Origin of the sequence: Flavobacterium psychroterrae (assembly GCF_018380615.1) — a bacterium.
Classification (GTDB): domain Bacteria; phylum Bacteroidota; class Bacteroidia; order Flavobacteriales; family Flavobacteriaceae; genus Flavobacterium; species Flavobacterium psychroterrae.
Genome location: NZ_JAGYVZ010000014.1, coordinates 64,212 through 88,236, shown reverse-complemented (window position 1 = coordinate 88,236; position 24,025 = coordinate 64,212). Strand labels below are relative to the sequence as shown.

Below are 24,025 nucleotides of genomic sequence, written 5' to 3'. Positions count from 1 at the left end.
TTGCTGAAAAATGTTTTACCTGTGATTTTAGCTTTAGCTCATTTACTACTACTGATTTTTATGAATTTCAACTCAATAAAAACAGCCTTGTAGCATATTTACCTTTATTTCACTTCAAAAAAAAATCTTCATTTTTTAAAGGATGTCTTTTTTCACTTCGGGCACCTCCGATATTTTAAAATGCTAAAAAACAAATCATTCTAAATCATAGAATGATCCGCTTTTAAATATTTTAAATTATACTAATGTTGAAGAAAAAATTCGTGTTTTTCTGTCTTATTCTTTTTTGCAATAGCATGTATTCGCAAAATTCAATAAGCGGAAAAATAATATGCCAAGAGCCAATTAGCTTCTCTGGTATCCATATTCATATTGATGAAAAAATCATTCGCAGTGATGACTCAGGCAATTACAGTGCTGCTAGTTTACCTTTTGGCACTATAAAAATCAATGTATCCTTTATTGGATATCAACCCATTGATACTATTGTTGATCTCAAAAGCAATTTAAAACTTGATTTTAAATTGAAACCAAATACAACCTTGCTTCAAGAAGTTATAATTCAGCAAAAAGCCAATAACAGTACTAAATCGGTTGCAGAACAACAACTAAAAACCGAAACGATTGAAAAATACAGCAATCAAACACTGGGCGATGCTTTGAAAGAAATTGCAGGAGTTTCAAGCCTAAAAACGGGTAATGCAGTTGTAAAACCTATAATAAACGGTTTGTATGGGAGCAGAGTTCCTGTCATTAACAACAATGTAAAATTAGAAGATCAAGAATGGGGATCGGAACACGCACCTAATATTGATGTGAATGCAGCTGCAAAAATCACTGTAATTAAAGGATCTTCGGGCTTACAATACAGTGGAGATGCTATTGGTGGCTTAGTCATTTTAGAGCCTTTCAACGTAAAAAAAGATACTTTATTTGGCAAAACAATCATCAACTATGATACAAATGGAAAAGGCGGTTCTGTAACTTCAAGCATTCACAAAGGAAATAATCTCGGTTTTAGTTGGAATGCATTGGGCACTTTCAAATACATGGGCGATAAAGAAGCTCCCGATTATGTGTTATCGAATACTGGAAACCGAAATGCCAATTTTACGGGAGATATCAAATACACTGCAAAAAAATACAACACCGCTGTTTTTTATAGTTACTACAAGTCTTTAATTGGAATCTTGAGCGCATCGCATACCGGAAATGTAAATGATTTGTACCACTCTATAACGGACAAAGTACCTTCAATAGTCAATGATTTTACCTATACGATTAAAAATCCTAAGCAAGATGTTGAACATCAGATTGCTAAATTCAACTTCAATTACTATTTCAATGAATTAGAATTTATATCATTCCAATATGATTTTCAACAGAATAAGAGATTAGAATATGATGTACGTCGCGGTAATTATAACAATTTAGCCGCTTTAGACTTGAATTTAAAAACCAATTCTTTAAGCATTGATTATACCAAAAACGAACACGATTGGAATTTTAAATCGGGTATTCGAGCAATGACACAAAATAATTATGCCAATCCCGCAACTGGAATTCGGCCTTTAATTCCAAATTATGATAAAATAGATTTAGGTGTTTACGCCATAGCAAGTCATCATTTTTCGAATACTTTTACAATGGATAGTGGGTTGCGATATGACTTTTCTAAAATCGATGCTACTAAATTTTATCAAAAATCAAGGTGGGAAGAAAGAGGTTATGATTCAGAATTTTCAGATTTTATAGTAGGTGATTATGGGACACAATGGCTTACAAAACCAAGTTTTACGTATCATAATATTTCGGTCAGTATTGGTTTTCATAAAGAATTTGACGATAATTTGCAGTTGTTCACTAATATCAGTATCGCATCCAGAAACCCAAATCCCTCAGAACTTTTTAGCGATGGGTTGCATCATTCGACTGGCGTAATTGAGTTGGGGGATTTGAATCTAAACAAAGAACAATCGACTAAGTTGTCTGTAACTATTCAGAAAAAATACAATCGTTTTTCTATTGATGTAAATCCGTACATCAATAGCATTCGTGATTATATTTTTTTAAAACCTGTTGGTTTTGAAACAACCATTCGCGGTGCCTTCCCTGTTTGGGAATACCACCAAACCAATGCCCGATTAATTGGCGTAGACGTTCAAACGCATTGGGACATTACCAAGCAATGGCAGCATCTTTTTTCATTAGGATATGTAAATGGAGAAGATAGTAGTAATAATGAACCCTTAATTGATATGCCTCCATTGAACATCAATAACAAAATTCGTTTTTCTAAAAAAGAATGGAAAGACCTTATTCTGGAATTAAAAAGTGAAATAGTATTCAAACAAAATCAATATCCGGACAATAATTTTAATACTAACATTATACAAGACGGCGCTTTTGTATCCGTTGTAGTAGATGTAAGTACACCGCCGCCAGCCTATCATTTATTGCATTTTTATTCGGAAATGAAAATCCAAACTTTCGCAAAAGCGACTACAACAGTAGTGTTTGCAATTCAAAATATTTTAAACGTTTCCTATCGAGATTATTTAAACCGTCAACGTTTTTTTGCGGATGATATCGGTAGAAGTTTTCAGATTCAGCTCAAATTCAATTATTAAAAACTTTATATAATGCAAATCAATTTTAACATGTATCAATTTAATTTAAACACAAACAAAATGAAATCAACAAAACAACAATTCAACAAACCTGCAAGCAAACATTTAAAAATGGGAGCAATTGCCCTTATCGCAGCACTTACGTTCTCCTCTTGTAGTAAAGATGACGAAAATGAACCTGAACCGGTAAATGAGGAAGAGGTAATCACGACTGTTACTGCTAGTTACACCCCTGTAGGTGGAGGAACTGCTATTACTTTACTGTATCGAGATTTAGATGGCGATGGCCCAAATGCTCCAGTGACCACTGTTTCTGGTCCTTTTGCAAAAAACAAAACATACAATGGCGCCGTTACTGTTAAGAATGAATCGGTAAATCCTGCTGAAGATATAACAACCGAAATTATTGAGGAAGGAGTTGATCACCAACTTTTCTATCAAAAGACAGGGACATTGAATGCTTTTACTTACGCAACAGCCTCTAATAATTTTGATAAAAATGGAAAACCAGTAGGGTTACAATCTGTTTTTACTACTACCGAAGTGGCTTCTGGAAATTTAACAATTACTTTAAGACACGAACCTAATAAAAGTGGGGTTAATGTTGCAGCTGGTGATATAACCAATGCGGCTGGCTCAACTGATTTTGAAGTTACTTTTTCAATATCAGTTTTGTAAAAATTTAATAATTATTCGGTGTATTACCTATTCAAAAAAATGAATTGCCTACAGCTTTAATGGGACGAATTGAATCTATTATTATACTGAATAATCATTAATTTTTATATATAGATAGCAAAAGGCATACAGATTTTGTATGCCTTTTTTTTGAATAAAATAAATCGTGATGAAAACCAATACCCAATTTTTCAAAATGGAGAATCTACCAAAGACCTCTTTTGGACAGACTCTAAAAATGCACTTATCGAATTAATTTACGCTCTTTACTCATACCTTTAACCAAATTAAAACAGTAATTACAAAGCAGTACTCAAAAGGTACTGCTTTTTTTTTACCCATATATGCCATAAACAGCATTATGTAAAGCTTTACATAACTTTGTCAGTCTTCCTGTGATGTTCATAATTTTTGATTTTTACGTTGTGAAATTTCTGTTTGATTTTTTTTGATTTAATTTATTCGGCAATGAGAGGTGGTGCTGAAGTTTCGTTTCACTTTTTTACCGTTTCCAATGCTATATTTTTTCATTTCTGACATTTTTTTTATTCGTCTAAAGAGCCGGAGTATGCTTTGTTTCGTTTCACGAGCATAAAAGGTTCGTGTTTAGGAGGAACAAGGTTTTGTCAAAAAAATACAACCTGAATAGGTGGAGATTTTTTTGCAAACCCGAAGGGCTTGACCTTGTTCCTGCGTTAAGAACACGTAAATACCTTTGCTCTTGAAATGGGACAAAACAGCATACTGGCTTCTTGGATAAAAGCGTATGTGGAAGCCAATGGAAAAGGCATTTGGGAAATGGTCTATGTGATTAGAAAATGGGCATTTATCCATCAGAATTTTTAAACGTTTTTAGGTATGTGGCTAAGAAAGCCACCAAAAGGATATTGGAAAATATTGTGGGGATTTGTTCTGAATTTTCCGATATGCTTTTCAGTATTTTTCAGCCAAAGCTCTTTTATTGAAAGGGAATGAGGAAAGGAGATAAATGTGCTTTGGGTATAAAAAGTGTGGGCATAAAAAAGCAGAACCTTTAAGTTCTGCTTCTAAAATCTCTCCTAAAAGACTATAAAATTATTAAAGAGTAAGTTCTTTTTCTGCAGCTATAAATGTAAGCTCCATAGAATTAAATTTACCTGACACCAAATCCATATCCTTACTGATTTTCTGACTGGTAATTTTTGCATAAATCTGTGTTGTGGAAATGTTTTTATGCCCCATCATTTTACTAAGACTTTCAAGAGGAACTCCTTCTGTTAGGAACATAGTACCGAAAGTATGTCTGGCTGTATGGAAGCCGATTTTATTTTCAGAAAAAATCTCTGCCTGTTCAATAATCTTACGGATGTGGGTATTGCAGGTAGGATTAGAAGGTGTCGGAAAAACAAGTTCATTCCGCATAACACCCACATATTTCTCAATTATTCTTTTAGGTATTTCAAGCAAGCGGACATTTGATGCATTATCTGTTTTTTTACGTCTGCTGATAATCCATTGATGACCGTCAAAGAATGACTGGATATTGCTTCGTTTTAACTTCTTAATATCTGCGTACGATAAACCAGTAAAGCAACTGAACACAAATAAATCCCGGACTAACTCAAACCTTTTATTTGCATTATGAACCAAAATCTTCTCAACATCTTCTTTAAGCAGATAGCCACGGTCTTTCTCATTCATCGTAATCTCGTAATCTTCGAAAGGATTTTTTCTGATTAGTCCTTTCTTAATAGCAAGCTCTACCATTCGGATTACTGGCATTGTATAAACACATAGCGTATTATGTGTACATTCCTTATCTATACGCAGAAAGAAGTCGAACTCACGAATAAAATCTGGTGTAAGTTCTCTAAAAGCCATATCGGGTCTGTAATATCGCAGTTGGATAAACTCACTTAAGTGTCTATAAACAATATCATATTTCCTATAAGTGCTTGTAGAACGCTGTTCTTTATCAACCATTTTTTTAAAGTCTCCATTGTGGTCTGCAAAAACAGTGAGTATAGTATCAGTCATAACACCTATCCCAAAAAAGGCCATTTTTAATTTTTGTGCCGTAACGAAACCTTCCTCTTTAAGGATTTCATCATAATGATGGTCTATACGTAATCTAATTTTATCTAGTTTAATGTTGATTGCCAATGCTTGGGCACTCTTGCCCAAAAGCCTACCGTGTTTTAAATCCCAGGTATTAGAATTTATCTCTAATTTGGTACTGAAACAGGCTGGTTTACCGTCAATGGTAATACGCCCCATAATTGCAACTGTTCCATTCTTCTTCGGTTCATTTTTCTTTAGGTAGAAAAGTAGTTTGAACGTGGACTTTTTTGTCTTCTCCATAACTCAAAAATTTAATGTTTAAAATTAACTTTCATTGAGTTACAAGTAAATATGAAAAATAACGCAAACAACTGAAATATAGCCATTTAAAATTACTACGTTAAATCGTAATCAGTAACGATTTAGTAACTTAACCTTGTCATTTCAATCCCAAAAACTAAAGTACACAGCCTTCCAACTTTAGACCACAATTATATAAACCACTTTATAGTAACGGTTTTCACCGTTTTGCCTATTTTTGCTTTTTATTAATTCTTTTAAAGAAAAAACAAAAAGGATGCCGCTTCCATCAGGGCTAGGGCTCACCTTTTCAAAAGAACTATTTTTTTAAATTTATAGAGATAAAGAGTAATGATACTTAGAAATATTCATTTATAAGCACGCTTGGAATGAAGCTTTTCATAATGAATTTTAAAAATTTCAAGTAAAAACAATTCGTGAAAATTTGTGGCAAAATAAAATTTAATGATTCTCAAGATTTCTAAAATACTCAATTTTATAATTGAACATATACGCCATATTTGCCGCTCGAACCTTAGCTTCTTCGGCTAACTTTCCAACAAAAAGCCCGTCAACAGTTGAAGTAAAAATTTCCATCCAACGATCAAAATGAGATTGATTGGTTGGTAAGTGTTTGTGCGGAGGAAAAGGAGTTCCGGAATAAGTATGCACTTCTAACAAGATAGTCTGCCAAAAACGATACATTTTCTCTAAATGCTCAGGCCATCTTCCCAGTATTCTTTCATTGAATATTGGACCAATTAAATCGTCTTTCTGCACTTTATCGTAAAATGTATTTACTAAAAGTTTAATATCGTCCAAATTAGAAATATCCTGAAGAGTCATGTTTTTCTCGTTTTTAAATCAATTACAAAAGTACGATTTAACCAGCTTTTTATTTACTGATATTTATCATTTCCTGCTATTTCTTCTTTTTAATTATAGCTTTATAGATGAGTTTTGTTATTTAAAGTTTCAAATTCATTGATTTTAAAATGACCAAATATTCGGCGTAAGATTTTTAGTAACTTTTTATTTTTTAAAATGCTATAAATCAACTAATTAAAAAATAAATAGATAGGTTTTTGTAAAGGTGAAATTTTGACATGATGTGTATTTGTAAAGTTAAGAAAATACAGATTTAATTAATTTTATCTTAATATTGATATGAATTAATAATATTAATCTTAAAAAATAAGAAAAATTTAATTATTAAAAACTCAATAAAAATGAAAAAAACTACCCAAAAACTACCTTATTTAATGAATTTAAAGATAATGATGTTTATCATTATTTTAATTTCATCTACTATTAAGATGAATGCTCAAACGGTTACTCCGTGGATTACGAGCGGAGATCAAACGAAATTGCTGCAACAACAATCTACTGTAAATTTTGCTGCAAATTCAGGAACTAATGCTTCAACTATAACAGTTAATGCAGGAACAACATATCAAACTATGGACGGATTTGGTTACACATTAACCGAAGGAAGTTGCGAAGTAATTAGCGGAATGGCTGCCACGCAACAAAACCAATTACTAAACGATTTGTACAATCCTGTAACAGGTTTAAACGCAAATGTAGTTCGTATTAGTATTGCAGCATCAGATTTGAGTAGTTCTTCGTACAGTTATAATGAAACTTCGGGAGATGTAAATATGAATAACTTTAGCCTGAACGGACCAGATTTGACTTATTTAATTCCGATCATAAAAAAGATTCTGCTTATTAATCCGAATATAAAAATTCTGGCAACTCCTTGGTCAGCGCCAAGATGGATGAAAACCAATAATTCGTGGGTTGGCGGAAGTTTACAAACACAATATTATGCAGCTTACGCAAGATATTTTGTAAAGTATTTTGCAGCCATGCAGGCGCAGGGAATATCGATTTGGGGAATCACGCCTCAAAACGAACCTGAAAATCCAAATAATGAACCAAGTATGTTAATGAATTCTACAGAACAAAAGAATTTTATTAATCAACAACTTGGTCCACAAATGGCAACGGCAGGTTACGGGAATATAAAAATCATAGCTTTTGATCATAATTGTGACAATACAGCATATCCTATTGATGTTTTAAACAATAGCAGTTATGTTGATGGCGCAGCGTTCCATTTATATTTAGGAAATATTTCGGCAATGTCAACCGTTCGCAACGCAACAAACAAAAACGTTTATTTTACAGAACAATACACAGGATCAGGCGGAAGCTTTGGCGGAGATTTTGGCTGGCACATGCAAAATGTTGTTATTGGCAGTACAAACAACTGGGCAAAAACAGTTTTAGAATGGAACGCGGCAAATAATTCAAGTCTTGGACCAAGAACTCCGGGCGGATGCAATACTTGTTTAGGCGCAATTACGGTAAATAATAGTACCAGTTATACTAAAAATGTTGCGTATTATATTATTGGACAAATCTCAAAATATGTAAAACCCGGAGCTTTAAGAGTTTCATCATCAAGTACAAACGGAAGTATTGTTTCGGCTGGATTTAAAAACCCTGACGGATCGATTGCACTTGTAATTTACAATTCCGGAGGTGCAAATACAATCAAAGTTGTTGCAGGATCATCAGCATTTAATTATGCTGTTCCGGCATCATCAGCAGTAACATTTACCTGGGGCGCAGGAACACCGCCAGCAACGGGATTACCCGGATATTATAATATCATTTCAAGACACAGTAATAAAGGATTAGATGTTGCAGATAATTCGACTGTAAGTGGAGGCAGAATTCAGCAATATGATATTACAAATGGTGGAGGAAATAACCAACGCTGGAAATTTGTTGCTGACGGAAGTGGCAATTATTACATTATTGTAAAATCGACAGGAATGTATTTGGCAACCGAAAATAATAGTACTGCAGATGGAATAAAAGTACAGCAAAGAACAGCGTCAACTTCAAATGAATTCAAGTGGACGGTTACAAGTCTTGGCGGAGGTTACTACAAAATTATCAATGTAAATAGCGGAAAATCATTAGATGTTGAAAATGTTTCGACAGCAAACGGCGCAAATCTTCAGGTTTGGGCCTATACAGGAGGTTTGAATCAACAATGGCAATTGGTTCAGGTTGAGGCTTCGGCGGCTAAGAAAGTTGCAATCGAGGAAGTAAATGCTGAGTCTGATTTTTCTCTTTATATCAATTCAACAAATGATTATTTAAAAATCAATACGCCAAATTCAGGTTCAGGCGAAGTAGAAATTTACTCTGCTAACGGTCAGCGTTTACAAAAAAGAGCCATCAATTTTGTAAGTGGAAATGAAGCTGAAATTGAAATTTCAAAATTACCAAAAGGACTTTATGTAGTTAGAGTAAATGATAGCAAACGATCTTATTCTAAAAAAGTGCTGAAGCAATAATAAACAGTCGGGAATTTAATTAGTAATTTTATTTTTGATTTTAAAAGGCTGTCTGATTTCAATTCAGGCAGCCTTTTTGGTTTTATCCTATTAATTGCGTGAACAAATCCTGATTATCATTTAAGTAATGAAACTCAAAACCATATTGAGTCATATTCAATTTAATTGCCTTAATATCTTTTTTGTTTTTCAATTCTAAACCTACGACTACAGAGCCCACTTCACGACTATTTTTCTTCGCAAACTGAAAATAAGTAATGTCATCATCCGGACCTAAAATATTATTTACAAACTCTTTTAGAGCCCCCGGACGTTGTGGAAACTGAATCATAAAATAATGCATCAAACCTTCGTAAAGTAAAGAACGCTCCTTGATTTCGGCGGTTCTTTCTATGTCATTATTGCTTCCGCTAACCACGCAAACGACAGTTTTTCCTTTTATTTCTTCCTTATAAAAATCTAAAGCAGCAATTGTCAATGCTCCGGCAGGTTCTACAACCATAGCTTCTTCATTGTACAAACGTAAAATTGTCGTGCAGACTTTTCCTTCGGGAACGAGAATAATATCAGCTAAATTTTGACGGCAGATTTCAAAAGTTTTATCGCCAACTTGTTTTACGGCAGCGCCATCCACAAATTTATCAATTGTGGTTAAAGCTGTATTTTTATTTTCTGTAATAGAAGTTTTCATCGAAGGAGCGCCTTTGGGTTCAACGCCAATAATTTTAGTATTTGGGCTCAAATTTTTAAAAACCTCAGATAGACCAGAAGCTAATCCTCCACCGCCAATTGGTACAAAAACATAATCTATAGGTTTTTTATAGCTTTCCAGAATTTCAAGTCCTACAGTTCCCTGACCGGCAATTACTTTTTTATCATCAAAAGGATGAATAAAGATTTTATGATTTTTGATGGCATCTGCTGTTGCCGAAGCATATGCATCATCAAAAGTGTCTCCCGTAAGTACAATTTCAACAAACGATTTCCCAAATAACTGAACTTGTTTTACTTTTTGTTTCGGAGTTGTTTTTGGCATATAAATTTTGCCTTTTATCTGCAAAAGATGACAGGAATAGGCCACGCCTTGCGCATGATTTCCGGCACTTGCACACACAATTCCAATTGCTTTTTCTTTTTCGTTCAATGAAGAAATCTTATTATAAGCGCCTCTGATTTTATACGACCGCACAATTTGTAAATCTTCCCGTTTCAATAAAATAGTCGATTTAAATTCGTCCGAAAGATTTAAATTTTGTGTGAGTGGAGTAGCGGCAACCACGTTTTCAAGTTGCTTTTGAGCAGCAAGTACTTCGTTAAATAGATTCATCATGTTTGTTTTTCGCCATGAATTGCACGAATTTCCACTAATTTAGTTACTCAAAGTTGGAAAAAAAATTCGTGAACATTCGTGAAATTCGTGGCTATTTTAAATTTTTTAAATAAAAAAAACCTCCCGATTTGGGAGGTTTAATAAATTGTATATTGTTTACTTATTTATATCATACCTCGCCATTATCGCTGAATTGCGATAATATTAATAAAGATAATAATGATATTTAAGTTTTTCATTTCAGATATTTGAATCGCAAATGTATTAATTATTTTGGGAAGTATTTATCAACTTTATTTAGTTTTTTTAAAAAACTGAAAACTGCGACGAAAAATTATTTCTTAACCGGAGGATATTGCGCTAAAACTTTCGATACAATTTCTTTTACTTTTGCATCTTTTTTATCGATGTTTTTAGTTAAAGTTCCAACTCCTTCACCTTGCCAGATCATTTCTTTCTTTTTAGCATCGATTAAATCAATGAATAAAGTTCCTTCTGTAGATGTTGATACTGTAGTTTGGTTTCCGCCATACATCATGTAAGGATTCCATCCCCAACCCCAGCCGTAACCATAACCGGCGCTAAATTGGTTTACATTAACTTGTTCTCTTGATTTTGTAAAAATATTTACTAATAAATCAGGATTGTCACTTTTTGTAAAACCTTTGGCTTGCATTTCTTCCTCTATGGCATGCAGGATTCTTCTTTTATCCAAATCAGAAATTTCGACCTTATCAATTCCCGGCTTAAAAAAAGCATAGGTTTTATAAGGTGCAAAATCTACGTTTTTATCGTAATCAGAATAAACACTAACAGTGCTGCAGGAGGCTAATATTAAAAGCAAAAAAACGGGTACTAATTTGAATGTTTTCATATATTTAAGGATTTATGTTTTTTAAATAAATACGAAACTTTCTCTAAAATAGATTTTCATCTACAATATTAGGTAAAGTTACTTTTAATAAAGGCTGAACTTCCATTGCTCTTTTTATTGCAAAAATAGCTTCGTCATTTCGAGCCCAGCTTCGTCTTGAAATTCCGTTGTTAACATCCCAAAAAAGCATTGATGCTAAACGTTTTGAGGCCTCTTTAGAACCATCAAGAACCATACCAAAGCCACCGTTTATAACCTCTCCCCAGCCAACTCCGCCACCGTTATGAATTGAAACCCAGGTTGCTCCTCTAAAGCTGTCGCCAATCACGTTTTGAATCGCCATATCGGCTGTAAAACGAGATCCGTCATAGATGTTAGAAGTTTCTCTGTAAGGCGAATCAGTTCCCGAAACGTCATGATGATCGCGCCCTAAAACAACAGTCCCAATTTCGCCTTTGGCAATTGCCTGATTAAAAGCTTCGGCAATTTTAATTCTTCCTTCCGCATCAGCGTAAAGAATTCTTGCCTGAGAACCCACAACCAGTTTGTTTTCCTGTGCGCCTTTAATCCATTTGATATTATCCTGCATTTGCTGCTGAATTTCATTTGGAGCCGTTTTCGCCAGTTCTTCTAAAACTGCACTGGCAATATTATCTGTTTTTTGTAAATCTTCCGGTTTACCCGATGTACAAACCCATCTAAAAGGGCCAAAACCGTAATCAAAACACATAGGTCCCATAATATCCTGAACGTAACTTGGATATTTAAAATCGATATTATTCTCCGCCATTACATCTGCTCCGGCGCGGGAAGCTTCAAGTAAAAATGCATTTCCGTAATCAAAAAAGTACGTTCCTTTTTCGGTATGTTTGTTAATTGCTCTGGCTTGTCTGCGTAAAGATTCCTGAACTTTTTCTTTGAATAAATCAGGATTATTCGCCATCATTTCGTTCGCATCTTCAAACGAAATTCCAACTGGATAATATCCTCCAGCCCACGGATTATGAAGCGAAGTCTGATCTGATCCTAAATCAATTTTGATATTTTCTTTATCGAAACATTCCCAAACATCCACCACATTTCCTAAATAAGCAATCGAAACGACTTCTTTATTGGCTTTCGCCAAAGTCACTCTCTTGACCAATTCTTCTGTCGAAGTTACGATTTCATTAATCCAGCCTTGTTCGTGACGAATTTTGGTGATTTTTGGGTTTACTTCGGCGCAGACCGTGATACAACCTGCAATATTTCCCGCTTTTGGCTGCGCGCCGGACATTCCGCCTAAACCTGAAGTTACGAATAAATTGCCTTCAGGGTTTTGTTTTATTTTTCTGAAACCATTCAAAACCGTAATTGTCGTTCCGTGTACAATTCCTTGCGGACCAATATACATATAACTTCCCGCTGTCATTTGTCCGTATTGCGAAACGCCCAAAGCATTCATTTTTTCCCAATCGTCCGGTTTAGAATAATTTGGGATCACCATTCCGTTGGTAACCACAACTCTTGGTGCTTCAGAATGCGAAGGAAATAGTCCCATAGGATGTCCGGAATACATCGTTAAAGTCTGCTCGTTTGTCATTTCAGACAAATATTGCATCGTTAATAAATATTGCGCCCAGTTTTGGAACACGGCTCCGTTTCCACCATAAGTAATTAATTCATGTGGATGTTGTGCCACAGCATAATCCAGATTGTTCTGGATCATGTGCATAATTGCTTTTGCCTGTATTGATTTTCCCGGATATTCGTCAATTGGTCTCGCGTACATTCTGTAATCCGGACGTAAACGGTACATATAGATCCGACCGTAAGTGTCTAATTCTTCTGAAAATTCTTTAATTAATTCGGCGTGATGTTTGGCTTCAAAATAACGCAAAGCATTTTTTAAAGCGAGTTTTTTTTCTTCTGCCGAAAGAATATCTTTTCGTTTAGGCGCATGATTAATCGCTAAATCGTATTCTTTTTTTGGAGGTAATATTGAAGGAATTCCTTGTTGTATTTGTTCTTTGAAAGTCATTTTTTTAATTTTTTTTAGTCCCGATAGCTATCGGGATTAGATTGTTGATTTTAGATTTTTTTGAATCCAAATAATCAAATGTCTAATTAATTTGTGTTTTAATTTATGTCGCTCTGCTGGAGCTGAAACAATAACGTTAATTAAATTGCCATAAATATTTTGCTATAAATATAGCACTCCTCCAGAGTTTATAATTCGTTAATATTTTGCCACAAATATGTCAATCCTAACGGACTTATTTTAAGCCTTGGAAAGGCGTTATATTTTTAGAAAATCAAATAAATACGTTACAAAAGCTCCATCGGAGCGAAATATTTATCGATCAAAATTCGTTTCAAAATAATTCAAATTATCAAATTGACACATTTTCTAATTAAAAAACTATGGATAACGAATATCCGACCTGTGATAGGATTTGTGGATTTTAATCCTAAATTTTCTTGAGCGAATATCCATTTATAATTATTGATGGTTAATTGTTAGTTGTTGATTTTTTAAATTGACAAATTAAGAAATTATCTAATTTTCAAATTGCCACATTTTCTAATTAGATTATTTCCTAATCCTGCCTGTTTTTTTATCAAATCCGTAAGGACAATGGCGACAGCCGCTTTTGCAGCAATAACCACGTTTCAAATGGTGTTTTTCAGTAAAGCATTTATAACCTTCGGGCGTATAGTAAAAATCTTCGCCTTCGATTAATTTATTTTCATTACTTTGCTCTTTCATAAATCTGCATTGGGTTGATGTTCCTGTTTTCTTAAAATCAAATGAATTGAATTGATTGTGATTTTAATGAAATTGAACAATTTTTATCTACAAATTTATAAATTTTACAGCTAATGTTTCTGATTGTTGCCAAATATTTAATTCCGAAAGGATATCGCGGAATGACCGTGTTTCCGTTTGTGATTTTAAAATATGATGGAGATAAAGTGAATCCCATTTTTATCAATCATGAAAAAATTCATTTGCGGCAACAACTGGAATTATTGATTTTTCCGTTTTATTTTTTCTATTTTTCAGAATATTTAATTCGGTTAATTCAATATAAAAACAAAGATTTGGCATACCGGAATATAAGTTTTGAAAGAGAAGCTTACGCCAATGAAACCAATTTAAATTATTTGAAAAACCGATCTTTTTTTTGCTTTTTGAATTACATAATTTTAAAATAAAACAGATTTTGAATCAGGAAATTCATATCAACTTTTCCAATGACATTTCATTGACAATAAAGCGGGAGGACTTAAATCATCCCTTTATTTCGGGGAATAAATTAAGGAAATTAAAATACAATTTAGTTCAGGCGAAAGCTGAAAATAAAGGAACTCTCTTAACTTTTGGCGGTGCTTTTTCAAATCATATTGCGGCGGTAGCGCATGCCGGAAAAGAGCAAGGTTTTAAAACGATTGGAATTATTCGCGGCGATGAACTTTTTGATAAAATAAATGAAAATCCAACATTAAAATTCGCTCAGGAAAACGGAATGGAATTTGAGTTTGTGACGAGAGAGGAATATCGGAATAAAAGCGAAATTTCGTTTATAGAAAAATTAAAGGACAAGTTTGGCGACTTTTATTTAGTGCCCGAAGGCGGAACAAATGAACTTGCGGTAAAAGGTTGTGAAGAGATTTTGACGGATGAAGATGCTGTGTTTAATTACGTTTGTTGCGCGGTTGGAACGGGCGGAACAATTTCCGGATTAATCAACAGCGCCTTGCCACATCAGAAAATTTTAGGGTTTCCGGCGTTAAAAGGTGACTTTTTAACCGATGAAATTCGTATTTTTGCAAAAAAAGATAACTGGAATTTAATTTCTGACTATCATTTTGGAGGTTACGGAAAGATAAATTTAGAATTAATTGAATTTATCAATGCTTTTTTTGAAGATAATAAAATACCCTTGGATCCAATTTATACAGGAAAGATGGTTTTTGGCGTTATAGATCTAATAAATAAAAACTATTTTCCTCAACATTCAAAGATATTATTAGTTCATACCGGCGGATTGCAGGGTATTGAAGGAATGAATATAAAATTGAAGCAGAAAAAATTACCAATACTCAAAAGCAATGGTTAAAAAAATAATAGCATTCTTAATATTGGCAACTATAGTAAGTTGTTCTTCCAGTAAACCAGCAATTGCGACGACCAGAAAAGCAGCAGCGGTTCAGAAACCAAGAGTGGCAGCGACCAAAAAGCAAACTCCTGTAAAACCAACTGTTAAAAGTTATCCTTCTACAAATGTAACCACAGAAGTTATTCAATCGACTTCAAAAACTGTTGTCACCAGCGATTTAATCAATAATTATGTATTGCAATTTAAAGATATTGCAATGGGAAATATGACTAAATACGGTATTCCGGCGAGTATTATTCTGGCACAGGGAATTTTAGAATCAGGCGCGGGAAGAGGTGATTTAGCGATTGAAGCAAATAATCATTTCGGGATTAAATGCCATAACGACTGGCTTGGAGAAAGTGTTCGCCATGACGATGATTCGGCTCAGGAATGTTTTAGAAAATATCCTTTAGCTGCAGAATCCTATAGAGATCACGCTTTATTTTTGGTTGGAAAAAAGAGATATGCCACTTTATTCACTTACGAAAAAGACGATTATAAATCCTGGGCAAAAGGTTTAAGAGCTGCGGGTTATGCTACAGATCCTAATTATCCGGATAAATTAATCAGTTATATCGAGCGTTACAATCTGCATCAATATGATTGTCAGGTAACGGGAAGAAATTACAAACCTTTTGAGAAATCAAGTACAGTTAAAAATTCTTCAACTCCGGCTAAAAGTTCTTCAAATGCAAATTCAAACGATCCCAATTTATACGAAGTACAACAAGGAGATACTCTATACTCAATTTCAAAAAAATTCAACGTTTTGGTTGATGACTTAAAACGAAAAAATAATCTTTCAGACAATGCAATTTCTATTGGGCAGCGATTGAAAGTGAAATAGGTTTTTAGTTTTCAGTCTCAGTCTCAGTCTCGGTTTTCAGTTTGAAATCAATCTAAAATCAAATTTTAAAATAGAGTTTTCTGTTTTTAATCTAAAATCAGAACTCTAAAATCTAAAATCAAAAAATGATATATAAAAGAAGTAGTCAGCTTTTTGCTGAAGCAGAAAAAGTAATTCCGGGAGGAGTAAATTCACCAGTTAGAGCCTTTAAAGCGGTTGGGGGAACTCCTATTTTTGTAAAAAGTGCCAAAGGCGCTTATTTGTATGATGAGGATGGAAATAAACTAATAGATTACATTAATTCATGGGGACCAATGGTTTTGGGTCATGCGTACCAGCCTGTTGTTCATGCTGTAATTGAAAAGGCAAAATTAGGGACTTCTTTTGGAATGCCAACAGAACTGGAAACTCAAATTGCAGCTTTAGCGGTTTCGATGGTTCCGAATATTGATAAAATAAGATTTGTAAATTCAGGTACAGAAGCTTGTATGAGTGCGATTCGTCTGGCTCGCGGATTTACCAAAAGAGATAAAATAATAAAATTTGCAGGTTGTTACCACGGACATTCAGATTCATTTTTGATTCAGGCCGGAAGTGGAGCCGTAACTTTTGGATCTCCAAATAGTCCGGGAGTTACAGAAGGAACTGCAAAAGATACTTTACTGGCAAAATACAATGATTTAGAGAATGTAAAAACTCTAATCGAAGCCAATAAAAATGAAATTGCAGCAATTATTATTGAACCGGTTGCAGGAAATATGGGATGTATTCCGCCTCAAAAAGGATTTTTGCAAGGTTTAAGAGATTTATGCACGGCAAACGGAATTTTATTGATTTTTGATGAGGTAATGACAGGTTTCCGTTTAGCTCGTGGTGGCGTTCAGGAATTGTATAATATAAATGCTGATATTGTGACTTTTGGGAAAGTAATTGGCGGAGGTTTACCGGTTGGTGCTTTTGCTGCGCGCGAAGAAATCATGAATTATCTGGCTCCGCTTGGTCCGGTTTATCAGGCAGGAACATTATCCGGAAATCCGTTAGCAATGGCGGCAGGATTAGCAATGTTGCAATCTCTTGATAATGATCGCGCTATTTTTACTCGTTTAGACGAAAAAACGGCTTATTTAGAAGCTGGAATTGATAGGGTTTTAAAAGCAAATAATGTTGCTTTTACAATCAATAGAGTTGGTTCTATGATCTCTGTACATTTTGATGCAAATCCGGTGGTTGATTTTCAAACGGCTGCAAAAGGAGACAATGAAACGTTCAAGAAATTCTTTCATGGTTTATTAAACGAAGGAATTTATATTGCTCCATCTGCTTATGAAACCTGGTTTATTACGGATGCATTGACTTATGAAGATTTAGATTTTACGATTAATGCAATTGATAAGGTTTCAAAAACATTTTAATTTTAGAAAATAAAATATATTTTTCAATTTAAGGTTCAGCTTTTTTTAATTAGCTGAACCTTTTTTTTATGGATTAAAATTCATAATTGCATTAGTTAATGAAAAGTTAATATGTTTGATTTTCTGCATATATTTAGAATAAAAATTATTTTTGTTTGTTGAATAACCATTAAACCTACAATAAATGAAGAAATTTTTCATTTTTACTGCAATGGCATTTTTTATGCTGTTTTCTACTACACAATTTGCCCAATCGAATAAGAAAAAATCTAAAAAAGACGAATCCGTAATTGCGCCACCAGAAAAAAAATCAGAATCTGCAATTAAAGAATATAGTAAAGTAATTACTAAAGATGCTGTTTCTGATGATGGACTTTTTAAGGTTCATAAAGTCGATAAAAAATATTACTTCGAAATCCCGAATAAATACTTGAACAAGGATATGCTTTTAGTAAGCAGATTAGCTAAACTTCCTTCTAATTTAGGTGGAGGATATGTAAACGCAGGATCTGAAACTAACGAACAATTAATAGTTTGGCAGCGTTTTCAGGATAAAATTCTCATCAAATCAAAATCATATAATGCTGTTGCAAATGATAGTTTGCCTATTAGTATATCTGTAAAATCAAACAATTATGACCCTACATTATTTGCTTTTGATATCGTGGCCTTTAGCAAAGATTCAGCAAATACAGTGATTGACGTGACTAAATTTTATAATACAGATGTGAAAGCAATCAGCGGAATATCTGCACAAATGCGTGAAACTTATAAAGTAAAAGGACTTGACGATTCAAGAAGCTTTATTAATACCATTAAAAGTTTCCCAATGAATATCGAAGTCATTCAGGATATGACTTACAATGCATCAAAACCATCGATGCTTGAAGATACAGAATCAATAAGCATCCAGATGAATCAATCGATGGTTTTATTGCCGGAAGTGCCTATGAAACCAAGATTAGCAGATTCAAGAGTAGGTTGGTTTACAGTAAGTCAATACGATTACGGAAGCAACGAATTAAAATCTGACCTTAAAACTTATATCCGCCGTTGGAGATTAGAACCTAAAGATCCTGAAGCATATAACAGGGGAGAATTAGTAGAGCCAATAAAACCAATTGTTTATTATTTAGATCCTGCAACGCCGGAAAAGCTGCGAAAATATATTAAACAAGGAATTGAAGAATGGCAAAAACCTTTTGAAGCGGCAGGTTTTAAAAATGCTATTATTGCAAAAGATTCGCCAACTAAAGAGGAAGATCCTGATTTTAGCCCTGAAGATATTCGGTATTCAGTAATTCGTTATGTTGCAAGTACTACGCGAAATGCAGTTGGACCAAGCGTTTCTGACCCTAGAACAGGCGAAATTATCGAAAGTGATGTTATCTGGTATCACAACCATTTACGTTCTTACAGAAACCGTTATATGTTAGAAACCGGAGCTGCGAATCCATTAGCGAGAACATTACAAACCGGCGATGAGGAAATGGGCGAAATGATGCGTATGGTAATTGCCCACGAAGTAGGACATGCGTTAGGATTTCCGCACAATATGGGTGCAAGTTGCGCTTATGATGTAGAAAGTTACCGAAATGGTGATTTCACGCAGCAAAACGGAATTTCGGCAAGTATAATGGATTATGCGCGTTATAATTATATAGCGCAGCCCGGAGATAAAAATATCCGTTTTGTACGAAAAATGGGGGCTTATGATCAATATGCGGTAAATTGGGGTTACAGAGTGATCCCGAATGCAAAATCTCCTCAGGATGAAACGGCAACTTTAGACAAATGGATTATGGAGAAAGCTGGAAATCCGTTGTATAAATTCGGAAAACAAAGCAGTGCTTTTGATCCTACAACACAAACGGAAGACATTGGAAATAATTCGATGAAAGCCAGTACTTACGGAATGAAAAATCTGGAATATGTAGCCAGTCATTTAAATGAATGGACCAGTAATGTTACCAATGATTATACTGATTTAGACGAATTGTATAAAGAAATGCTGGATGTCTGGAGTAGATATGTAGGTCATGTTGTCACCAATGTTGGCGGTGTTTATGAAAATACGAAAAGACCAAATCAGGCAGGAAATGTTTATGAAGTGGTGCCAAAAGCAAAACAAATAGAAGCGATGAACTGGCTTCAGGCAAATGCTTTTGCTTCGCCAACCTGGATTGTAAATGTAAATACGTTGAAAAATACCGATTTTGCAGGTTATTCAGAAAGGTTTAGAAATTTACAGGTTCGCCATTTGAATAATTTATTAAGCATTGGTCGAATTGGACGATTAATGGATAATGAAATTCTTGGTGCAGATACTTACAAAGCTTTGGATTTATTAAGAGATACCCGAAAAGGAATCTGGAAAGAAGCTGCAACGCCAGGCAATGTAACAATATATAGAAGAAATTTGCAACGTGGTTATATTGACAGAATGGGCGCTTTAATGACCGAAGAAATTAAACCTACAGACAGATCAACTATTTATTATAATGTAGCACAATCTGATGTTCAGGCTTTGGTTCGTGGAGAATTAACGGCTTTAAAAAGTACTCTTATAGTGGCAAAAGCAAGACCTGTAAATACAGAAACAAAATACCATTATGAGGATTGTATTAAAAGAATTGATTTAATTCTTAATCCAAAATAGGAAATATATAGAAACAAAAAGAGGCTTTTAAAAAGCCTCTTTTTTTGATCTCAATTACATTTTATCTTTTCGGTGATCTTTCATTTTGTCTTTATGTTCTTTTTGAATCGCTGTCCATTTTGTGTATTGTTCAGCAGTTAAAATAGATTTCATTTTAGCATCATTAGCTTTGTGATCTTCTTCCATTTGTTTTTTCATGGCTTCTTTTTCAGCGTCGGTAGGTTTTTTATCTCCTCTGCTTTTTTTAAGCATTGCCATTTTTGTACTTCTGTCAGATAAAAGTTCACTTACCTTTTTTTGCTGATCAGCATTTAAGTTTAGGTCAGTTGTTAACTTTTGCAAATGTGCCTGATCGCGTTCTTGTGGAGATTTCATATCTCTTTTTCCTTTGTGATCGCCTTTACGGTGATGATCCTTTTCATGATCTTTTTTAAGTGCAGTCCATTTTGTGTATTGGTCGGCGTTTAAAATTGCTTTCATTTTAGCATCATTTGCAGCTTTTTCAGTTTCCATTTGTTTTCTGAAAGCTTCTTTTTCTGCGGCAGTAGGTTTTACTTTAGGATCTTTTTTAGTATCTCTAAATTTTTCTGCTTTTGTACTTCTCTCTGCTAAAAGCTGTTTTACTTGTTCTTGTTGCTTTTTATCTAAACTCAATTCAGAAGTTAACTTTTGTAAATGTTTTTCATTACGTTGTTCCGGAGTTAATTTTTCTTTTTGATCACGTGTTGATTTCTGATTGATGTCTTGTGCAAAACTTACTACTCCAACGAATAATAAAGCTGCGATAAATAATTTTTTCATAATTCGTTTTTTTTAAAAGGTTTATATCGATTAGACTTCAAGAACTCTGCTAAGTTTAATCACATTGTCAGATTTATCTTTTAATTAACAGAAACTATTAATGAAAACATAATATAATTTGAAACAAAAAAGAGGCGATTTAGCCTCTTTTTATATACTGTATTTAGTTGTTTTCTTTTTTGTATTCTCATTTTCTCTTTGGCCTTGTCTTTATTCTCTTCTTGAATAGACGTCCATTTTTTGTATTGATCGGCATTTAAAATCCCTTTCATTTTAGCATCATTTGCCTCTTTTTCAGCAATCATTTGGGTTTTAAAAGCTTCTCTTTCAGCAGCAGTTGGTTTTACATTGCTATCTTTTCGATCTTTTCTTTCTGCTTTAGCGCTTTTTTCCGCTAAAAGTTGTTTTACCTGCACTTGTTGGTTCGCATCTAAATTTAAGTCAGTAGTCAGTTTTTGTAAATGCTTTTCGTTACGTTGTTCCGGAGTTAATTTTTCTCTTGGTTCACGTGCAGGTTTTTGATCTGCGTCTTGTGCAAAACTTGCTACTCCAACGAATAACAAGGCTGCGATAAATAATTTTTTCATGATGTAAGTTTTTTAATTGTTATACCATTTAGACATTATCAAATTCAATAGGTTTAATCTGATTATCAGAATTATAAATTTTTTAACGAATGAACAAGTTGATCCGTAAAATTTAAAATGCTTTCAATTTCCTGAATTTATCAATATTTATAATGCTTTTGCTGGAATTGGTTTTTTAAATTTGCTTTAACAACAGCAATTAGAATATAATATCAGCAAAAAAATATGGAACATTTATTTGATAAGAAAAATAAAAACAGAGTTCTTAAAGCAGTAAATAGTGAGATGTCTTATCAAAAATTAACTGCTCCGGAATTGCATCAATTTGTTCAGCATTGGAATTATGATGACGGAATTGAACCGTTTAAGTGGATAATTAAGCAAAAATACCTGGATAAAGGAACAGCGCTTTGCTTGTACTGGATGTTGCAGCCCGATTATTTCTGTCAGTTTAAAACTGAAGATGAAATTAAAGAGAATCTTAACCATGAAAGTTATAAACTCGTAAAAGAAATCGAGGAAAAATATTGTTCAGGTTATTATCAGGATGAAAATTTTTCTTTTGATCCAAAGAATGAATTTCTTGATGAAAATTCTAATACAAAATGTATTCCTCAGGAAATGCTTGTAAAATCAGGAGGAAACATTTTTGAACGACTTGATATTGAGTTTGCTTTTTTAAGAAAACCGAATGAAAAGGAATTTAAAGCTATTAATACTAAAATATCAGACGCAATAAAGATTATTCAAATCTCAAATCCAGACTTTATTTTTGATCAAACTGATCATGCAATACAAGCTATAATAGAAAGTATTGAATATTGGAAAAAGAAAGATTTAGGAAAGATAAAAATCCAGAATCTATCTTATTTATGGATGGATTGTGTACATAAAAAACTCAGTTGGGATTGGGTTATTTGGGATTGGGAAACGGGAAATAATATAGGAATTACAAATGCTACAAAAGAATTAACCTGTCTTGCAGATACTATAATAAATCATACAATTGATGGATTTCAGCAATCATCAATAATTGCAGCTTTATATAAAGATTTGGAAGGTGCAAATAATTTTTATGATTTGAAAAGAGATCCTTATAGCGGAATCGGATTGCTTTTTAGTACAGATCATTTGAAATTTAGAGAATAAATTATGATGTTTATGTTAAAAGAGTTCCATTGTGAACTCTTTTTTTTTATGATCAGAAATTTACTTCAAAAATAATTGCGTAATTTAGTAGAACATGAAGTGAAATATAAAAATAATTATGAGTTTAGATACCAAATCAAACAATAAAATTGCCTTTTTTTCGACACAACCTTACGATAAAGCTTTCTTTAATAAGTATAATAATGAGTTTGGTTTTGAATTGGATTTTTTTGAAACACAACTGAATCCTCAAACCGTAATTTTAATTGAAAATGCGTCAATTGTCTGCGTGTTTGTAAACGATATTGTAAACGAATTGGTCATAAAACAATTAGCAGAAAAAGGCGTCAAAATTATTGCTTTGCGTTGTGCAGGTTTTAATAATGTCGATTTAGAAGCTGCAAAAAAATACAATATAAAAGTTTGTCGTGTTCCGGCGTATTCTCCGCAAGCAGTTGCAGAACACGCAATGGCGATGATTTTAACGTTGAATAGAAAAACTCATAAAGCTTATAACAGAGTTCGAGAACAAAATTTTTCTCTAAATGGATTGTTAGGTTTTGATTTATTCGGAAAAACAATCGGAATTATTGGAACGGGAAATATCGGAAAAGCTTTTGCCAAAATCGCATTAGGATTTGGTTGTAAAGTATTGGCTTATGATATTGTTACAAATCCAGAAATGGAAAAAGACGGAGTGCAATTCGTGCCTTTAGAAGAAATATTTAAGTCGAGCGACATTATTTCACTGCATTGTCCTTTAAACGATCAGACGAAGCATATAATTAATAAAGAATCAATTGCCTTGATGAAAGATAGCGTGATGATTATTAATACAAGTCGTGGCGGATTAATTGAAACGGCCTGTGTAATTGAAAGTTTAAAAGAAGGCAAAATTGGCTATCTGGGAATTGATGTTTACGAACAAGAAGAAAAGTTATTTTTCAGGGATCTTTCAGCTGACATAATTCAGGATGATAATATTCAGCGTTTAATGAGTTTTCCGAATGTTTTGGTTACAGCGCATCAGGCATTTTTTACCAATGAAGCCTTAACTCAGATTGCGTTGGTAACTTTTAACAATATAAAGTCTTTATTGGCTAAAAATGATATTGAGAATAAAGCAGCTTTGTTGGCTTAAAATTGAATTGGATTGGCAAACCCGACAGGTTTTATCTCGAGTCTTCGGGACTTTC

Annotated in this window: 19 protein-coding genes; 11 read left to right on the top strand and 8 right to left on the bottom strand. The window is 33.6% G+C overall.

The window, feature by feature from the left end; genetic code table 11:
• Nucleotides 1-296 precede the first annotated feature (296 nt).
• The 3 genes from KHA90_RS15465 to KHA90_RS15455 all read left to right on the top strand — a co-directional run bounded on the left by KHA90_RS15465 (nt 297) and on the right by KHA90_RS15455 (nt 3,590).
• On the top strand, nt 297-2,630 hold the full coding sequence (locus tag KHA90_RS15465) for a TonB-dependent receptor (protein ID WP_213302249.1): 2,334 nt from the start codon (nt 297-299) through the stop codon (nt 2,628-2,630).
• A 60-nt stretch (nt 2,631-2,690) separates the two neighbouring features.
• Entirely contained in the window at nt 2,691-3,308 is a 618-nt protein-coding gene (locus tag KHA90_RS15460) for a type 1 periplasmic binding fold superfamily protein (protein WP_244860380.1), read from the top strand.
• 135 nt (nt 3,309-3,443) lie between these two features.
• Entirely contained in the window at nt 3,444-3,590 is a 147-nt protein-coding gene (locus KHA90_RS15455) for an RteC domain-containing protein (protein WP_262899367.1), read from the top strand.
• 795 nt (nt 3,591-4,385) lie between these two features.
• Here the strand turns inward: KHA90_RS15455 and KHA90_RS15450 are convergent.
• Together KHA90_RS15450 and KHA90_RS15445 are read right to left on the bottom strand one after the other, a co-directional pair.
• Nucleotides 4,386-5,648, bottom strand: a complete 1,263-nt coding sequence (locus KHA90_RS15450; protein WP_213302246.1) for a site-specific integrase — start codon at nt 5,646-5,648, stop codon at nt 4,386-4,388.
• A 462-nt stretch (nt 5,649-6,110) separates the two neighbouring features.
• Nucleotides 6,111-6,494 (bottom strand): group III truncated hemoglobin, encoded by a 384-nt coding sequence (locus KHA90_RS15445; protein ID WP_213302243.1) that lies wholly within the window; start codon nt 6,492-6,494, stop codon nt 6,111-6,113.
• A 383-nt stretch (nt 6,495-6,877) separates the two neighbouring features.
• On the opposite strand from KHA90_RS15445, the gene KHA90_RS15440 reads away from it, so the two are divergent.
• The gene (locus KHA90_RS15440) at nt 6,878-9,025 is read left to right on the top strand and encodes an RICIN domain-containing protein (protein WP_213302241.1); all 2,148 of its coding nucleotides are present in this window, start codon (nt 6,878-6,880) and stop codon (nt 9,023-9,025) included.
• 82 nt (nt 9,026-9,107) lie between these two features.
• On the opposite strand, the gene ilvA is transcribed toward KHA90_RS15440, so the two are convergent.
• The 4 genes from ilvA to KHA90_RS15420 form a co-directional block, all read right to left on the bottom strand.
• Nucleotides 9,108-10,352, bottom strand: a complete 1,245-nt coding sequence (gene ilvA, locus KHA90_RS15435) for a threonine ammonia-lyase IlvA (protein WP_213302493.1) — start codon at nt 10,350-10,352, stop codon at nt 9,108-9,110.
• 337 nt (nt 10,353-10,689) lie between these two features.
• Nucleotides 10,690-11,229: a DUF4136 domain-containing protein gene (locus KHA90_RS15430; RefSeq protein WP_213302238.1), complete on the bottom strand. Its 540-nt coding sequence runs from the start codon at nt 11,227-11,229 to the stop codon at nt 10,690-10,692.
• A gap of 43 nt (nt 11,230-11,272) precedes the next feature.
• Nucleotides 11,273-13,249, bottom strand: coding sequence for a urocanate hydratase (locus tag KHA90_RS15425; protein WP_213302235.1), 1,977 nt, complete (start codon nt 13,247-13,249; stop codon nt 11,273-11,275).
• Between the two features lie 552 nt (nt 13,250-13,801).
• On the bottom strand, nt 13,802-13,978 hold the full coding sequence (locus tag KHA90_RS15420; protein WP_162789336.1) for a DUF5522 domain-containing protein: 177 nt from the start codon (nt 13,976-13,978) through the stop codon (nt 13,802-13,804).
• Between the two features lie 113 nt (nt 13,979-14,091).
• On the opposite strand from KHA90_RS15420, the gene KHA90_RS15415 reads away from it, so the two are divergent.
• The 5 genes from KHA90_RS15415 to KHA90_RS15395 all read left to right on the top strand — a co-directional run bounded on the left by KHA90_RS15415 (nt 14,092) and on the right by KHA90_RS15395 (nt 20,292).
• Nucleotides 14,092-14,427, top strand: a complete 336-nt coding sequence (locus tag KHA90_RS15415) for a hypothetical protein (RefSeq protein ID WP_213302232.1) — start codon at nt 14,092-14,094, stop codon at nt 14,425-14,427.
• A gap of 8 nt (nt 14,428-14,435) precedes the next feature.
• On the top strand, nt 14,436-15,332 hold the full coding sequence (locus KHA90_RS15410; RefSeq protein WP_244860375.1) for a 1-aminocyclopropane-1-carboxylate deaminase/D-cysteine desulfhydrase: 897 nt from the start codon (nt 14,436-14,438) through the stop codon (nt 15,330-15,332).
• A complete protein-coding gene (locus KHA90_RS15405; protein ID WP_213302229.1) occupies nt 15,325-16,221 on the top strand; it encodes a glucosaminidase domain-containing protein in 897 nt (298 codons plus the stop codon). The genes KHA90_RS15410 and KHA90_RS15405 overlap by 8 nt, the downstream gene beginning before the upstream one ends.
• Nucleotides 16,222-16,346: 125 nt before the next feature.
• Nucleotides 16,347-17,633: a glutamate-1-semialdehyde 2,1-aminomutase gene (gene hemL / locus KHA90_RS15400; protein ID WP_213302226.1), complete on the top strand. Its 1,287-nt coding sequence runs from the start codon at nt 16,347-16,349 to the stop codon at nt 17,631-17,633.
• Nucleotides 17,634-17,817: 184 nt separating this feature from the next.
• Nucleotides 17,818-20,292 carry a zinc-dependent metalloprotease gene (locus KHA90_RS15395; RefSeq protein WP_213302223.1) on the top strand — a complete coding sequence of 825 codons (2,475 nt, stop codon included), beginning with the start codon at nt 17,818-17,820 and terminating at the stop codon, nt 20,290-20,292.
• 54 nt (nt 20,293-20,346) lie between these two features.
• On the opposite strand, the gene KHA90_RS25405 is transcribed toward KHA90_RS15395, so the two are convergent.
• Entirely contained in the window at nt 20,347-21,093 is a 747-nt protein-coding gene (locus tag KHA90_RS25405) for a hypothetical protein (protein WP_244860373.1), read from the bottom strand.
• 80 nt (nt 21,094-21,173) lie between these two features.
• Complete coding sequence (locus KHA90_RS15385; RefSeq protein WP_244860371.1) at nt 21,174-21,680, bottom strand: hypothetical protein; 507 nt, start codon at nt 21,678-21,680, stop codon at nt 21,174-21,176.
• Nucleotides 21,681-21,905: 225 nt separating this feature from the next.
• Here KHA90_RS15385 and KHA90_RS15380 point away from each other — a divergent pair, with 225 nt between their 5' ends.
• Both KHA90_RS15380 and KHA90_RS15375 read left to right on the top strand, forming a co-directional pair.
• The gene (locus KHA90_RS15380; protein WP_213302220.1) at nt 21,906-22,829 is read left to right on the top strand and encodes a DUF4274 domain-containing protein; all 924 of its coding nucleotides are present in this window, start codon (nt 21,906-21,908) and stop codon (nt 22,827-22,829) included.
• A 118-nt stretch (nt 22,830-22,947) separates the two neighbouring features.
• Nucleotides 22,948-23,970 carry a 2-hydroxyacid dehydrogenase gene (locus KHA90_RS15375; protein WP_213302217.1) on the top strand — a complete coding sequence of 341 codons (1,023 nt, stop codon included), beginning with the start codon at nt 22,948-22,950 and terminating at the stop codon, nt 23,968-23,970.
• Nucleotides 23,971-24,025: the final 55 nt, after the last annotated feature.